The organism is Serratia sp. CY38905 (assembly GCF_052168875.1).
GTDB classification, from domain to species: Bacteria; Pseudomonadota; Gammaproteobacteria; order Enterobacterales; family Enterobacteriaceae; genus Serratia; species Serratia sarumanii.
The window spans coordinates 44,134-58,779 of sequence record NZ_JBJNLV010000005.1; the positions used below are offsets into that span (position 1 = coordinate 44,134).

The following is a 14,646-nucleotide window of genomic DNA, read 5'->3' on the forward strand; positions in this document are numbered from 1 at the left end:
ACATTAAATAACTTATTAACCGGAATCGGTTTGTGAAATAGGTCAATAATCGGCGTTTTTTTTCTGTTTACCATTAATTTATCGAACGCAAAGTTGCGTTTATCTGCATGGTTTTTAAGGTTTTAATTACCCTTGCTGATGTTAATTAAAATGCCTTTTTGTATTTAATTTGTTGTTTGCCAGTTAACCCAGAGAGCGTGTTATGTTAGGCGATGCCGTATTTAATCGGGTAAAGCGATCGGATCATAAAGCGATTTCGGAAATAAGCGCCTTCTTGCGCAGTAACGATCTGAATATCGACACCACGGTTGAAATATTTATTACCGTTACCCAGCACGACAAATTGGTCGCCTGCGGCGGCATCGCCGACAATATTATCAAATGCGTCGCCATCAGCCCGCTGATGCGCGGCGAAGGGTTGGCGCTGGCGCTGGCGACCGAGCTGGTGAACCTGGCCTACGAGCGCCACCACACCCAGTTGTTTATCTACACCAAGGTGCAGAACGAGCCGCTGTTCCGCCAGTGCGGTTTCTACCCGATCGCCACCGTGCCGGGCATCGTGGTGCTGATGGAAAACAGCCCGTGCCGCCTGAAGCGCTACGCCGCCCAGCTGGCGAGCCAGCGCCGGCCGGGCGACACCATCGGCAGCATTGTGATGAACGCCAACCCCTTCACCCGCGGGCATCAGTATCTGGTGCGTCAGGCGGCCAAACGCTGCGACTGGCTGCACCTGTTTTTAGTGAAGGAAAACACCTCGCGCTTCAGCTATGAAGACCGCCGTCGGCTGGTGCTGGCCGGCACCGCCGATATCCCCAACCTCACGGTACACGAAGGCTCGCAGTACGTGATCTCGCGCGCCACCTTCCCCTGTTACTTCATCAAGGATCAGGGCGTGGCCGACGACTGTTACACCGAAATCGATCTGAAGATCTTCCGCCAGTATCTGGCGCCCGCGCTGGGCATTACCCACCGCTTCGTCGGCAACGAGCCGTTCTGCGCGGTGACCGCGAAATACAACCGCGACATGCGTTACTGGCTGGAAACGCCGGCGCTGCCCAGCCCGCCGATCGCGCTGGTGGAAATCGAGCGTTTGCAATATCAGGGCACGGCGATCTCCGCCTCCTGGGTGCGCAAGCTGCTGGCGGCGGGGGACTTCCACGCCGCCGCGCCGCTGGTGCCGCCGGACACCCTGTACTACCTGCAGGATCTGCAAACGCAGCGCCGGGCCAAGGCGGCCCCGCATCCTTTTGAGTCCGCACAATCAGGTGAATGATGAAAATTATCCGAGAAGCAATGGCCGGCACGCTGGAATCCAGCGATGTCATGGTGCGCATCGCGCCCGCCGAGGGGCCGCAGCACGATCTGTTGATCGCCAGCAGCGTGGAAAAACAGTTCGGCGCGGCGATCCGCCACACCCTGCTGGAGGTGCTGCAGCGCTATGAGGTGGAGCCGGTGCAGGTGATCGTCGACGACAAGGGCGCGCTGGACTGCGTGCTGCGCGCCCGGCTGGAAACCGCGCTGATGCGCGCCTGCGAGGGCGGCCAACTGCCGTGGGAGGCGAAAGATGAAAACGCTGAATAAAACCCGGCTGCGCCGCAGCATGTTGTTCGTCCCCGGCGCCAACGCGGCGATGGTCAGCAACGCCTTTATCTACCAGGCCGATGCGCTGATGTTCGATCTGGAAGACTCGGTGATTCTGCGTGAAAAAGACGCGGCGCGCCGGCTGGTGTACCACGCGCTGCAGCACCCGCTGTACCAGGAGGTGGAAACCATCGTGCGCGTCAATGCGCTCGACTCCGCCTACGGCCTGGCGGACTTGCAGGCGGTGGTGCGCGGCGGCGCGGACATTGTGCGCCTGCCGAAGACCGACAGCGCGCAGGATGTTGTCGACATGGAGCGCGAGATTGCCGCCATCGAAGCGGCCTGCGGGCGGCCGGTCGGCAGCACCGGGCTGCTGGCGGCGATCGAATCGGCGCAGGGCATCACCAACGCGGTGGCGATCGCGCACGCCTCGCCGCGTCTTATCGGCATCGCGCTGGGGGCGGAAGACTATGTGCGCAACCTGCGCACCGAGCGCTCGCCGGAGGGCATCGAGCTGCTGTTTGCCCGCTGTTCGCTGCTGCAGGCGGCGCGCGCCGCCGGCATTCAGGCGTTCGACACCGTCTATTCCGACGCCAACAACGAAGCCGGTTTCCTGCAGGAAGCGGCGCTGATCAAACAGCTCGGCTTCGACGGCAAATCGCTGATTAACCCGCGCCAGATTGAGCTGCTGCACAACCTGTACGCGCCGACCGCCAAAGAGGTGGCGCACGCGCAGCGGGTGGTGGACGCCGCCGAAGCGGCGGCGCGGGAAGGGCGAGGCGTGGTGTCGCTCAACGGAAAAATGGTCGACAGCCCGGTGATTGAGCGCGCCCGGCTGGTGCTGGAGCGCGCCGCGCTGTCCGGCTTACGGGAAGAACCGGCGCAGCACGGGGAGGAAGCATGATGAACCGCCAACAACGATTGATGACCTTCGCCAACCCGGCGGATCTGCCGGGCTATCAGGATGTCTCCAAAGCCAATCTGCAGGCACGCAAACCGCGCGATCTCAAGCTGTGCGACTCCTTGCAGGAAGCGGTGCGCCGCAGCGGACTGCAGGACGGCATGACCATTTCCTTCCACCATGCGTTTCGCGGCGGTGATTTGACGCTCAATCAGGTGATGGAGACGCTGGCGGCGATGGGGTTCCGCAATCTGACGCTGGCGTCCAGCTCGCTGACCGACTGCCATGCGCCGCTGGTTGAGCATATCCGCCACGGCGTGGTGAGTCGCATTTACACCTCCGGGCTGCGCGGCCCGCTGGCGGACGCGGTTTCGCGCGGTCTGCTGGCGGAGCCGGTGCAAATTCACTCGCACGGCGGCCGGGTCAACCTGATCGAATCCGGCGAGCTGAAGATAGACGTGGCCTTCCTCGGCGTGCCGGCCTGCGATGAGTTCGGCAACGCCAACGGTTACAGCGGTGAAGCCTGCTGCGGCTCGCTCGGCTATGCGCGGGTGGACGCCGAGGCGGCGGGCACCGTGGTGCTGCTGACCGAGCAACTGGTGCCGTATCCGCATCATCCCGCCAGCCTGGCGCAGGATCGGGTGGATCTGATCGTGCAGCTGGAGCGGGTGGGCGACGCCGACAAGATCGGCGCCGACGCCACGCGCATGACCTCGAACCCGCGCGAGCTGCTGATCGCCCGCCGCGCCGCCGAGGTGATCGCCGGTTCCGGCTACTTCACCGAAGGCTTCTCGCTGCAAACCGGCACCGGCGGCGCCTCGCTGGCGGTGACCCGGTTCCTGGAGGACAAGATGCGCGCCCGCGGCATTCGCGCCGCGTTCGCCCTCGGCGGCATCACTTCGACCATGGTGGATCTGCACGAGAAAGGGCTGATCGGCAAGCTGCTGGACGTGCAGAGCTTCGATCGGGCGGCGGCGACTTCGCTGGCGCGCAACCCGCGCCATATCGAAATCAGCGCCAACCAGTACGCCAACTTCAGCTCCAAGGGCGCGTCGGTCGATCGGCTCGACGTGGTGGTGCTGAGCGCGCTGGAAATCGACACCGGCTTCAACGTTAACGTGCTGACCGGCTCCGACGGCGTGCTGCGCGGCGCGTCCGGCGGCCACTGCGACACCGCCGCCGCCGCGCGGCTGGCGATCATCGTTGCGCCGTTGGTGCGCGGGCGCATCCCGACGCTGGTGGAGCAGGTGACTACCTGCGTCACGCCGGGCTCCAGCATCGACATTCTGGTGACCGACCACGGCATCGCCGTCAACCCGGCGCGGCCGGAGCTGGCGCAGCGCCTGCGGGAGGCCGGCCTCGAGGTGGTGAGCATCGACTGGCTGCGCGCCCGCGCGCTGCAGCTGACCGGCGAACCGCAGCCGATCGCCTTTACCGATAAGGTGGTGGCGGTGGTGCGCTACCGCGACGGCTCGGTGATCGATGTGGTGCATCAGGTGGCGGAGTAGCCGATGGCCGCCGTCGATCCCCAACTGGCCGCCGAACGCGCGGTCAGCCTGCCGGAGTTGCTCACCAGCCGCGAATGCCGCCAGGCACGCCAGCAGGCATGGCTGGCGCAGCACCAGTGCACGCTGCTGGTGCTGACGCTGGTGGTGCCCGGCCCGGTGAAGGACAGCGCGCTGACGCGCGGCATATTCAACCTCGGGTGGGCGGCGCTGCTGCGGCTGTGCGCCGAACAGGGCTGGCCCAGCCCGCAGGCCGAGGCGCTGGCGCTCTCCACCGGCTGCGAAGGGTTTGTCGCGCTGCGCGCCGATGCCCAGCGGGTGAAGGACTGCGCCATGCAGCTGGAGGTGAGCCGCCCGATCGGCCGGCTGTGGGATATCGACGTGCTGGATACGCAGGGGCGCATTTTGTCGCGCCGCGACATCGGCCTGCCGGAACGGCGCTGCCTGCTGTGCGGCCAACCGGCCAAGATCTGCGCCCGCCAGCGGCGGCACAGCAGCGAGCAGCTGCTGCATGAAATGGAAAGGATGTTCAACGATGCGATCTCTGCCGATTAACCTGCCCGCCCACCGTGCCGAACCGGCCTGCGACTTCGCCCGCGCCGCTTTCCGCGCGCTGCTGGTGGAGGTCAACCTCACGCCCAAGCCGGGGCTGGTGGATCGCCATAACACCGGCGCCCACCGCGATATGGATCTCGGGCATTTCTACCGCAGCGCCCGCGCCATCGGCGTGTGGCTGCCGCGCTTTATCCAACGCGGGCGCGAAGACGCCGCTTTGCCGGCAGAGCAGCAGCTGGCGCGGCTGCGGCCGCTCGGCCTGGCCTGCGAAAACCAGATGTTTCGCGCCACCGGCGGCATTAACACCCACAAGGGCAGCGTGTTCTCGCTCGGGTTGCTGTGCACCGCCTTCGGCCGCCTGCAGCAGCAGGGCCGCGCCATCGTCGCCGAAGCGCTGTGCGCCGAGGTGGCGGCGATGTGCCGGGGGCTGGTGGATCGCGAGCTGCGGCGCAACAACGCCGGGCAGACCGCCGGCCAGCGGCTGTTCGCCGCGCACGGGCTGAGCGGCGCGCGCGGCGAGGCGGAGGCCGGTTTCCGGCTGGTCATTGACGGCGCGCTGCCCCTGTATCGGCAACGGCTGGCCGCCGGTGACGACGAACAGCGGGCGCTGCTGGACAGCCTGCTGTGGCTGATGGCCCACAACGACGACACCAACGTCGCCTCGCGTGGCGGCCTGCACGGGCTGCGCTGGCTGCGGCGCCGGGCGGCATTGCTGCTGGCGCAGGGCGGCTCGGCGGGGGAAGCGGGCCTGGCGCGTCTGCGGCGCTTCGATGCTGACTGTATCGCCCGCAACCTCAGCCCCGGCGGCAGCGCCGACCTGTTGATAGTGACCTGGCTGCTGGCGCAGCTGGGTGCCCAAGAATAATAACCAAGCCTTCAGGAGAGTCCCTATGTCCCAAACCCAGGAAAAGATCTGGAAAGCGATAGCGCCGCTGGCGGTGCTCGCGATCCTGTTATTGATACCGGTGCCCGACGGCATGCCGCCGCAGGCGTGGCACTACTTCGCCATCTTCGTGGCGATGATCGTCGGCATGATTCTGGAGCCGATCCCGGCCACCGCCATCAGCTTTATCGCGGTGACCGTCAGTGTGCTCAGCGCCAACTGGGTGCTGTTTGGCGCGCAGGAGCTGGCGGAGCCGGGCTTCAAAGCCGGTAAAGAGGCGCTGAAATGGGGGCTGGCGGGTTTCTCCAGCACCACCGTCTGGCTGGTGTTCGGCGCCTTTATCTTCGCGCTGGGCTACGAGGCCACCGGTCTGGGGCGGCGCATCGCGCTGTTCCTGGTGAAGTTCATGGGCAAGCGCACGCTGACGCTGGGCTATGCGGTGGTGATCATCGATATCCTGCTGGCGCCGTTCACGCCGTCCAACACCGCGCGCACCGGCGGCACGGTGTTCCCGGTGGTGAAAAACCTGCCGCCGCTGTTCGATTCTTTCCCCAACGATCCCTCTTCACGCCGCATCGGCGGTTACCTGATGTGGATGATGGTGGTCGGCACCAGCATCAGCTCCTCGATGTTCGTCACCGGCGCCGCGCCGAACGTGCTGGGCATCGAGTTCGTCGGCAAGATCGCCGGGGTGCACATCAGCTGGATGCAGTGGTTCCTGGCGTTCCTGCCGGTCGGCCTGCTGCTGCTGATCGTTGCGCCGCTGATCTCCTACTACCTGTACAAACCGGGCGTGACCCACAGCAGCGAAGTGGCCGCCTGGGCGGATACCGCGCTGGGGGAAATGGGCAAGCTGACGCGCAAGGAATACACCCTGATCGGCCTGGTGCTGCTCAGCCTGTGCCTGTGGGTGTTCGGCGGCAAAATGCTGGACGCCACCGCGGTGTGCCTGCTGGCGGTGTCGCTGATGCTGGCGCTGCACGTGGTGTCGTGGAAAGAGATCACCAAATATTCCAGCGCCTGGAACACGCTGGTTAACCTGGCGACGCTGGTGGTGATGGCCAACGGCCTGACGCGCTCCGGCTTTATCGACTGGTTCGCCCAGACCATGAGCACCCACCTGGACGGCTTCTCGCCGAACATGACGGTGGTGGCGCTGGTGCTGGTGTTCTACTTCGCCCACTACCTGTTCGCCAGCCTGTCGGCGCACACCGCCACCATGCTGCCGGTGATCCTGGCGGTCGGCAAAGGGCTGCCGGGCGTGCCGATGGAGCAGCTGTCGATGCTGCTGGTGCTGTCGATCGGTATCATGGGTGTGCTGACGCCGTACGCCACCGGGCCGGGGGTGATCATCTACGGCTGCGGCTACGTGAAGTCGAAAGACTACTGGCGCCTGGGCGGCATTCTCGGCGTGGTGTACATTGCCGCGCTGCTGCTGATTGGCTGGCCGATCATGAGCCTGTGGTACTGAGTTGAAGCCACGCGGCCACCGCCCGGTGGCCGCGGTTACGATCCTTTCCCGTGAACCCTGTCACACACTTGTCACACTAACCCCGCCATCATACGCAGGCAAACGCTAACACCTTAAAAATAATCATTTTCCGGGAGCCTCTGCGGATGAGAAAAAAAACGCTATTGCTGTGCCTGCCTTTGTTATTCACCGGGAACGCGCTGGCGGAAGCCGGCGGTTATCAGCTGGAACAGGTGCTGGTCATGAGCCGCCATAACCTGCGCGCGCCGCTGGCCAACAACGGCAGCGTGCTGGCGCAGTCTACGCCGCAGGCCTGGCCGGCCTGGGAAACGCCGGGCGGCCAGCTGACCACCAAGGGCGGGGTGCTGGAAGTGTATATGGGGCACTACTTCAACGCCTGGCTGAAGCAGACCGGCCTGTTGCCGCAAGAGGGCTGCCCGACCGCCGGCAGCGTGTACGTCTACGCCAACAGCCTGCAGCGCACGGTCGCCACGGCGCAGTTCTTCAGCAACGGCGCGTTCCCCGGCTGCGACGTCAGCGTGCACCATCAGGACAAGATGGGCGAGATGGATCCGACCTTCAACCCGATCATCACCGACACCAGCGAGGCCTTCAACCAGCAGGCGCTGGCGGCGATGAACGCCGCGCTGGGATCGCTGAAGCTGGACGCCTCTTACCAACAGCTGGCGAAGATCATCGACTACAAGGATTCCGCCGCCTGCAAGACCGACAAACACTGCGACCTGAGCAAAGAAACCAGCGTGATGAGCGCGGTGCCGGGCAAAGAGCCGGGCGTCTCCGGCCCGCTGCGGGTGGGCAACTCGCTGGTGGACGCCTTTATGCTGCAGTATTACGAAGGATTCCCGATGAAAGAGGTGGCCTGGGGCAAAATCGCCACCCCGCACCAGTGGCAGCAGTTGGCGCAGCTGAAAGACGGCTATCAGGACTCGCTGTTCACCTCGCCGGTGGTGGCGCAGAACGTCGCCAAGCCGCTGCTGACCTACATCAACAACGCGCTGCTCGGCGAGCGCAAACCGGACGCGCCGAAGCTGACGGTGCTGGTCGGCCACGATTCCAATATTGCCTCGCTGCTGTCGGCCATGCAGTTCCAGCCGTATCAGCTGCCGCAGCAATACGAGAAAACGCCGATCGGCGGCAAACTGGTGTTCCAGCGCTGGCGCGACGCGCAGAACGACCGTGAATTGCTGAAGATCGAGTACGTCTATCAGTCCACCGAACAGCTTCGCAAGGCGACGCCGTTGACGCTGCAAACCCCGCCGCAGCGCGTGACGCTGGCGCTGAAAGGCTGCCCGATCGACAAGGACGGCTTCTGCGCCTGGAGCGATTTCGAAAAGACCATGAAAGGCATCTTGTAATGCCCAGCCTCTCTCCCGACCGTGGGGGAGAGGCAAAGGCGCAGCTGCCGGGGGGATTGTGCTTGAATCCCCTCAACCGATCACCTAGCATTTCGTTAGGTGTAACGGGGAGAGAAAACCATGCGACCATCCATTGTTCTTGCAGAGCATCGCCAGGCGATCCGAGAAACGGTTGGGCTGTTCCCTGCGGCTAATCCGCGTATTTTCGGCTCGGTGCTGCATGGCACCGATCGGGAGGGCAGTGATTTGGATCTGTTGGTCGATGCGTTGCCGGGCGCCACGTTGTTTGATCTGGGAGGGCTGCAGTCGGAACTGGAAGCGCTGCTGGGCATTCAGGTGGATCTGCTGACGCCGCTCGATTTGCCGCCGACCTTTCGCCAGCAGGTTTTGGCGGAGGCCCAGCCGGTATGAAAGATGCGCGGTTGGTCGATTATCTGAGCCATATGCAACAGGCGGCGCAGGATGCCTGCGATTTCGTTGATGGCCTGGCGGCGGCAGATTTTATCGAAGATAAACGCACTCAGCAGGCCGTCATTATGAGCCTGATTATCATCGGTGAAGCCGTGACGAAAATCATGGATGGCAGCCCCGCGTTTACGCAACGTCATCCTGAAATCCCCTGGCGCAACATGCGCGGCATGCGTAATCGCATTGCGCACGGTTATTTTGATATCAACCTTGAAGTGGTCTGGGCGACGGTGCAAACGGCGTTGCCGGAACTGCTGACACAGCTGGTGGCGGTACGCCAGGATGCCGAGAAGTTAAACGACGGTGATTAAACTCTCTTTGGACAGTGACTCTGGTTCCTGCCGGTTGCCCACTTTTATCCGCAATATCGAATTTTTCACGCCGGACGGCTATCCGGGCCAGGTGGCGCGCTGCCATTTTACGCTGGCGGAGTATCGCGACGACAGTTTTCCCGAGGCGGGTTTTGCACTGCCGGATCATCTGGCGCGCGCGGTGCCGAAGCGCCGCGCGGAGTATCTGGCCGGGCGTGTTCTGGCGCGGCAACTGTTGGCGCCGCTCGGTTTTGCCGACTTCACCCTGGCGCGCGGCGAAGATCGCGCGCCGCAGTGGCCGCCGGGCATCGCCGGGGCGCTGAGCCATAATTCGGATACCGCGCTGTGCGCCGTGCACCGCGAGCGCGGGCTGGGCGGCGTTGGGTTGGATGTGGAGACGCTGCTCTCCGACGTGCGGGCGGAGGAGCTGTGGGGGGCGATCGTTTCCCCGGCGGAGCGCGAGGCGTTGCTGCGCGATACGCTGCCGTTCAACGAACTGCTGACGCTGACGTTTTCCGCCAAAGAGAGCCTGTTCAAGGCGCTGTATCCGCAGGTGCGCTGTTACTTCGATTTTCTCGATGCGCGCATGGTCGCCGTGGATATACAGCGGCAGACGTTTGTATTAGCGCTGCTTAAGACGCTGACGCCAAATTGCCCCGCCGGCCGCCGGTTTAGCGGACGTTTTTGGCGTAAAGGTGACGATGTCACGACTTTTATCTTTTGTTAAAACCCAATAATAACAGTGTGTTATTTCTTTATTTGCCGTAACGCAGGTTTGCCGCGGCGGGCGGAAAGATTCATTCATCGGAGATTGACCCACGCTGGGGATCCGGTGTAATTTATCCTCCTTTTACAGCTAATGATAATTATTCGCATAAACATTATCATTGGTAAGGCGCAACAAAGGAGTGGTCTTGTGGCGACACTGACGACAGAAAACCAAACCTTCCCCGGGTTTGTGTACGCCGAACAATCGACCTTTTTGTACCGGTCCGAATTCCGTTCCCTCTCCGCCGATGGCGTGTTCGAGCGTATCGAGACGCCGGCGTTCGGCGGCGAGCAGGAAGGCAGCGCGCTGGCGCAGCATATCCGCCAGGCGCTGGCGCGCGCCAAAGCCGCCGGCCAGGAGACGCCGGTGGTGGTGGGCGCCATTCCGTTCGATACGCGCCGGCCTTCCAGCCTGTACGTGCCTGAAAGTTTACAGTTTGTCGCCAACGACAGCTTTACCCGCGCCGCGCGCCCGATGCTGCAACAGCCGCATCGCCTGGCCGCCTGCACCAGCATTCCGGACGAGCCGCGCTTCAAGCACGCGGTGGCGGAAGCGGTCAGCCGCTTTAAACAAGGCAAGCTGGACAAGGCGGTGCTGTCGCGCATCCTCGACATCGAGCTGGAGCAGCCGGTGGCGGGCCACCAGATCCTCAATAACCTGATGGTGCAGAACCCGACCGGTTACCACTTTTCCCTGCCGCTGGCCGATGGCGGCGTGCTGATCGGCGCCAGCCCGGAGCTGCTGATCCGCAAGCAGGGCGGCGAGATCCACACCAATCCGCTGGCGGGCTCGGCGCGCCGTCAGGACGATCCGCAGCAGGATCGCCTCGGCAGCGAGCGCCTGATGCGCTCGACCAAAGACAAATACGAACACAAGCTGGTGATCGACGACATTCGCCGCCACCTGGCGCCGCTGTGCGCCAGCCTGAGCGTGCCCAGCGGCCCGTCGCTGCTCAGCACCGGCACCATGTGGCACCTGTCCACCCGCATTCGCGGCGAGTTGCTGAACCCGAATCTCAATGTGATGCAGCTGGCCTGCCTGCTGCATCCGACGCCGGCGCTGTGCGGCTTCCCGACCGAGAGCGCCCGCCAACTGATCGCCGATCTGGAACCGCACGATCGCGGCCTGTTCAGCGGCATTGTCGGCTGGTGCGACGCCAACGGCGACGGCGAGTGGGCGATCGTCATCCGCAGCGGCCTGCTGCGCGGCAACCGGGTGCGGCTGTTCGCCGGCGCGGGCATCGTCGCCGCCTCGACGCCGCAGGCCGAGTGGATGGAAACCGCCGCCAAACTGGGCACCATGCTCAACGCTTTCGGCCTGAACAGCGGCGCGCTGTAGGCCTCTTTGCGGCGCAGTGCGCGCCGCGTCATACGCTTTCGCAGGAGACAACGATGAACAACAACATGACCCAGCTGTGCGCCAGGATGGCGGTGCGCCCATGAGCATTCAGATGGATTTCACCGGCAAACGCGTGTGGGTGACCGGCGCGGCGCGCGGCATCGGCGAGCAGATCGCCCGGCATTTTTTGACGCAGGGCGCCGAGGTGGTGGGATTTGACCGCGAGTTCGCCAACCCGGATCTGCCTTACCCCTGCGTGACGCTGGACATCAGCCGGCCGGAGCAGGTGGAGGCGGTGTGCCGCCAACAGCTGGAGGAGAACCCCAAACTGGACGTGTTGGTCAACGCCGCCGGCATTCTGCGCATGGGCAATACCGAAGATTTGAGCGTGGATGACTGGCATCAGTGCATCAACGTCAACGCCTCGGGGGCGTTTTACCTGTTCCGCGCCGTGCTGCCGCACTTCAAGGCGCAGCGCAGCGGGGCGATCGTCAGCATCGGCTCCAACGCCGCGCACGTGCCGCGCACGCAGATGGCGGCCTACTGCGCCTCCAAGGCGGCGCTGACCAGCCTGAACCACTGTGTGGGGCTGGAGATGGCGCCGTTCGGCGTGCGCTGCAATCTGGTGTCGCCGGGCTCGACCGACACGCCGATGCAGCGCGGCATGTGGCAGACCGACGATGCGCAGCAACGCACCATCGCCGGTTTCCCCGAGATGTTCAAGCTGGGGATCCCGCTCGGCAAAATCGCCCGCCCGGACGAAATCGCCAATGCGGTGTTGTTCCTGGCCTCCGATTTGGCCAGCCACATCACTATGCAGGATATCGTGATCGACGGCGGCGCCACGCTGGCCGCCTGAGTCAGACCCGCTGGCGGCGCAGCAGGTGCTGCGCACCTTCCGCCGCCAGCAGCAGCACCGCCAGCCAGATCGCCAGATAGGTTGGCCATTCGCTTTGGCCGATGCTCTCGCCGAGCAGCAGCGCGACGATCACCAGCAGCACCGGTTCCACATAGCTCAGCAGGCCGAACAGGCTGAAAGGCAGCAGGCGGCTGGCGAGGATGTAACACACCAGCGCCACGGCGCTGATGACGCCGAGCAGCGGAATGCGCCAATACAGCTCGGCATTGGTCGGCAACGCCGCCGCGCCGCCGTCGCCGAAGGCGAACCAGGCCGCCGCCGGCAGCATCAGCGCCAGTTCGCACCACAGCCCGCCGAGATTGTCGGTGCCGAAACGCCGCCGCAAAATAAAGTAGAGCGGATAGCCCAGCGCCACTACCAGCGTCGGCCACGAGACGCCGCCCGCCTGATACAGCTCATTGCCCACCCCCACCATGGCGCACGCCACCGCCAGCTTTTGCAGCAGCGACAGCCGATCGCGGTAGATCAAACGGCCCGCCAGCACCATGGTCAGCGGCAGCAGAAAATAGCCGAGCGACACGTCGAGCGCCTTGCCGTGCAGCGGCGCCCACAGGAATAACCACAGCTGCACCCCCAGCAGCGCCGAGGTGAGCAGTAGGCCCAGCAGACGCTGCGGCCGTTGGCCGATCCAGCCCAGCGTGTCGCCCACTTTGCGCCAATCGCCGGACAGCGCCATGAACAGCGTCAGGAACGGCAGCGTTAGCAGCGTGCGCCAGCCGTAGACCTGCTCGCCGTTCAGCGGGGTGAGGGTAGAGGTGAAGTAATACATCGCGCCGAACAAGATGGAGGCGACGACCGAAAGAGTGATGCCCTTAATCACACGCATTCCTGGTGAGTGATTGATTTTATGGCGGCTACTGTAGAGAAATTTGCCGCCAACGACAATGGCGTTGCCGGGCGCTGGACAATCGGCGGCGGCGGGTTACAATGATTACTGTGTATTCATACAGGCTTTGGCGATGACAATCGATCTTTTTGAAGACGCGCTGCCGCCGCCGTGGCGCGAAGAGATCGCCCCCGGCGCGGTGGTGATGCACGGCTTCGTGCGCGATCACGGGCCGGAACTGCTGGCGGCGGTGCAGGGCGTCGTCGCCCAGGTGCCGTGGCGGCATTTGACCACGCCCGGCGGGCACGTGATGTCGGTGGCGATGAGCTGGTGCGGCAACGGCTGGACCAGCGACAGCCGCGGTTACCGCTATTCGGAACGCGACGCGCGCAGCGGCAAACGCTGGCCGGCCATTCCGCCGATCCTGATGGCGCTGGCGGACGAAGCCGCGCAGCAGGCGGGCTTCGGCCCCTTCGTGCCGGATTCCTGTCTGATGAACCGCTACGATCCGGGCAGCAAGCTGTCGCTGCATCAGGATAAAGACGAGCACGACTTCGGCGCACCCATCGTTTCGGTGTCGCTCGGGCTGCCGGCGGTATTTCAGTTCGGCGGCCTGCAACGCAGCGACCGGGCGCGGCGCATCCCGCTGGCGCACGGTGACGTGGTGGTGTGGGGCGGTCCATCGCGGCTCTGTTTTCACGGCATCCTGCCGGTCAAGGAAGGCTACCACTCGCTGGTGGGGCCGCACCGCATCAACATCACGCTACGCAAGGCGCTTTAGCTGCGGCTCCTGCGCCAGGCAGGCGACGAGATAGTCGATAAACACCCGCAGTTTGGGCGGTAGATACTGGTTAGGCGCGTAAAGCAACCACAGGCCGCCGTGATAGCTGCTGAGGAAATCCCACGCCGGTAATACCTGCACGATCTCGCCGTCATCGAGCGCCTGGCGGGCGGTAAAATACGGCAGGCTGCCGATGCCGATATGCCGTTTCACCGCGTCCAGCCGCACGCCGGTGTGGTTGGCGGCGTAGCGGCCGCGCACGTTGACCGTCACCGTTTTGCCGCTGCGGCGGAACTTCCATTGCGCGTCGCTCGGCGTTTCACCCAGATAGATGCAGCTGTGCGCCGCCAGATCGTGCGGGTGCTGCGGCGTGCCGTGCTGCGCCAGGTAGTGCGGCGTGGCGCACAGCAGATGGTCTATTCTCATCAACTGGCGGCCGATCAACCCGGGCGATGGGCGATCGGTAATGCGCAGCGCCAGATCGACCCGATCGTCGATCAGATCCATGTAGCGATCTTCCAGCCGCAGCCGCACGTCCACCTTCGGGTAGCGGCGCAGGAACTCCGGCATGTGCGGATGCAGCACGAAGCGCCCCACCGCCTTGGGCACGCTGACGCTGACCAATCCTTCGGGCTCCGCGGCGCCGCGCCCGCCGATCGCCATAACCGCGTCGGCGGCCGCCAGCAGGGTGCGGCAGTGCGCATACGCCTCTTCGCCGCTTTCGCTCAGCCGTAGTTTGCGGGTGGTGCGGTGCAGCAGCTGCAGCGCCAGCGCCTGTTCGAGCCTTGCCACGCTGCGGCTGACGGCGGAAGGCGAAGTATCCAGCTTGCGGGCGGCGGCGGAAAAGCTGCCGCTCTCTACCACCTGAACGAAAACGGCCATTTCAGGCAACAGCGCGTAAGAAAGATTTGTGCTCATGACGCAAAGGTCCATTGTGATGACGGCGGATTATCCCTCGATTA

General features: G+C 64.2%; 16 protein-coding genes. 14 read left to right on the top strand and 2 right to left on the bottom strand.

What is annotated here, in order from left to right; all coding sequences use genetic code 11:
- The first annotated feature begins 202 nt into the window (after positions 1–202).
- From citC to dhbA, 13 genes are all read left to right on the top strand, one after another.
- On the top strand, positions 203–1,273 hold the full coding sequence (gene citC / locus ACJ8MK_RS13140) for a [citrate (pro-3S)-lyase] ligase (protein ID WP_004940809.1): 1,071 nt from the start codon (positions 203–205) through the stop codon (positions 1,271–1,273).
- Entirely contained in the window at positions 1,273–1,581 is a 309-nt protein-coding gene (citD, locus tag ACJ8MK_RS13145) for a citrate lyase acyl carrier protein (protein WP_019452464.1), read from the top strand. Before citC ends, citD begins: the two co-directional genes overlap by 1 nt.
- Complete coding sequence (citE, locus tag ACJ8MK_RS13150) at positions 1,565–2,485, top strand: citrate (pro-3S)-lyase subunit beta (RefSeq protein ID WP_442517806.1); 921 nt, start codon at positions 1,565–1,567, stop codon at positions 2,483–2,485. The genes citD and citE overlap by 17 nt, the downstream gene beginning before the upstream one ends.
- Entirely contained in the window at positions 2,485–3,990 is a 1,506-nt protein-coding gene (gene citF, locus ACJ8MK_RS13155; protein WP_004940815.1) for a citrate lyase subunit alpha, read from the top strand. The genes citE and citF overlap by 1 nt, the downstream gene beginning before the upstream one ends.
- Positions 3,991–3,993: 3 nt before the next feature.
- Positions 3,994–4,542, top strand: coding sequence for a citrate lyase holo-[acyl-carrier protein] synthase (gene citX, locus ACJ8MK_RS13160; RefSeq protein ID WP_019452467.1), 549 nt, complete (start codon positions 3,994–3,996; stop codon positions 4,540–4,542).
- Positions 4,523–5,407, top strand: a complete 885-nt coding sequence (gene citG / locus ACJ8MK_RS13165) for a triphosphoribosyl-dephospho-CoA synthase CitG (protein WP_309253135.1) — start codon at positions 4,523–4,525, stop codon at positions 5,405–5,407. Before citX ends, citG begins: the two co-directional genes overlap by 20 nt.
- 25 nt (positions 5,408–5,432) lie before the next feature.
- A complete protein-coding gene (locus ACJ8MK_RS13170; RefSeq protein WP_033647927.1) occupies positions 5,433–6,896 on the top strand; it encodes an anion permease in 1,464 nt (487 codons plus the stop codon).
- A 146-nt stretch (positions 6,897–7,042) separates the two neighbouring features.
- Positions 7,043–8,272 (top strand): bifunctional glucose-1-phosphatase/inositol phosphatase, encoded by a 1,230-nt coding sequence (agp, locus tag ACJ8MK_RS13175; RefSeq protein WP_049211997.1) that lies wholly within the window; start codon positions 7,043–7,045, stop codon positions 8,270–8,272.
- Between the two features lie 120 nt (positions 8,273–8,392).
- Positions 8,393–8,683: a nucleotidyltransferase family protein gene (locus ACJ8MK_RS13180; RefSeq protein ID WP_033654918.1), complete on the top strand. Its 291-nt coding sequence runs from the start codon at positions 8,393–8,395 to the stop codon at positions 8,681–8,683.
- Positions 8,680–9,051 (top strand): HepT-like ribonuclease domain-containing protein, encoded by a 372-nt coding sequence (locus ACJ8MK_RS13185; RefSeq protein ID WP_033654917.1) that lies wholly within the window; start codon positions 8,680–8,682, stop codon positions 9,049–9,051. The genes ACJ8MK_RS13180 and ACJ8MK_RS13185 overlap by 4 nt, the downstream gene beginning before the upstream one ends.
- Before the next feature lie 34 nt (positions 9,052–9,085).
- Entirely contained in the window at positions 9,086–9,778 is a 693-nt protein-coding gene (locus tag ACJ8MK_RS13190) for a 4'-phosphopantetheinyl transferase family protein (RefSeq protein WP_041035838.1), read from the top strand.
- 189 nt (positions 9,779–9,967) lie between these two features.
- Positions 9,968–11,158 (top strand): isochorismate synthase, encoded by a 1,191-nt coding sequence (locus ACJ8MK_RS13195; RefSeq protein WP_041035836.1) that lies wholly within the window; start codon positions 9,968–9,970, stop codon positions 11,156–11,158.
- A gap of 100 nt (positions 11,159–11,258) precedes the next feature.
- Positions 11,259–12,017, top strand: a complete 759-nt coding sequence (gene dhbA / locus ACJ8MK_RS13200; protein WP_060421746.1) for a 2,3-dihydro-2,3-dihydroxybenzoate dehydrogenase — start codon at positions 11,259–11,261, stop codon at positions 12,015–12,017.
- Between the two features lies 1 nt (position 12,018).
- On the opposite strand, the gene rarD is transcribed toward dhbA, so the two are convergent.
- Positions 12,019–12,897, bottom strand: coding sequence for an EamA family transporter RarD (rarD, locus tag ACJ8MK_RS13205; protein WP_033647922.1), 879 nt, complete (start codon positions 12,895–12,897; stop codon positions 12,019–12,021).
- A 139-nt stretch (positions 12,898–13,036) separates the two neighbouring features.
- Between rarD and alkB the strand changes: the two genes are divergently transcribed.
- A complete protein-coding gene (gene alkB / locus ACJ8MK_RS13210; RefSeq protein WP_033635177.1) occupies positions 13,037–13,684 on the top strand; it encodes a DNA oxidative demethylase AlkB in 648 nt (215 codons plus the stop codon).
- On the opposite strand, the gene ACJ8MK_RS13215 is transcribed toward alkB, so the two are convergent.
- Positions 13,667–14,602, bottom strand: a complete 936-nt coding sequence (locus tag ACJ8MK_RS13215; RefSeq protein ID WP_043147652.1) for a LysR family transcriptional regulator — start codon at positions 14,600–14,602, stop codon at positions 13,667–13,669. The genes alkB and ACJ8MK_RS13215 overlap by 18 nt on opposite strands.
- Between the last annotated feature and the right edge of the window lie 44 nt (positions 14,603–14,646).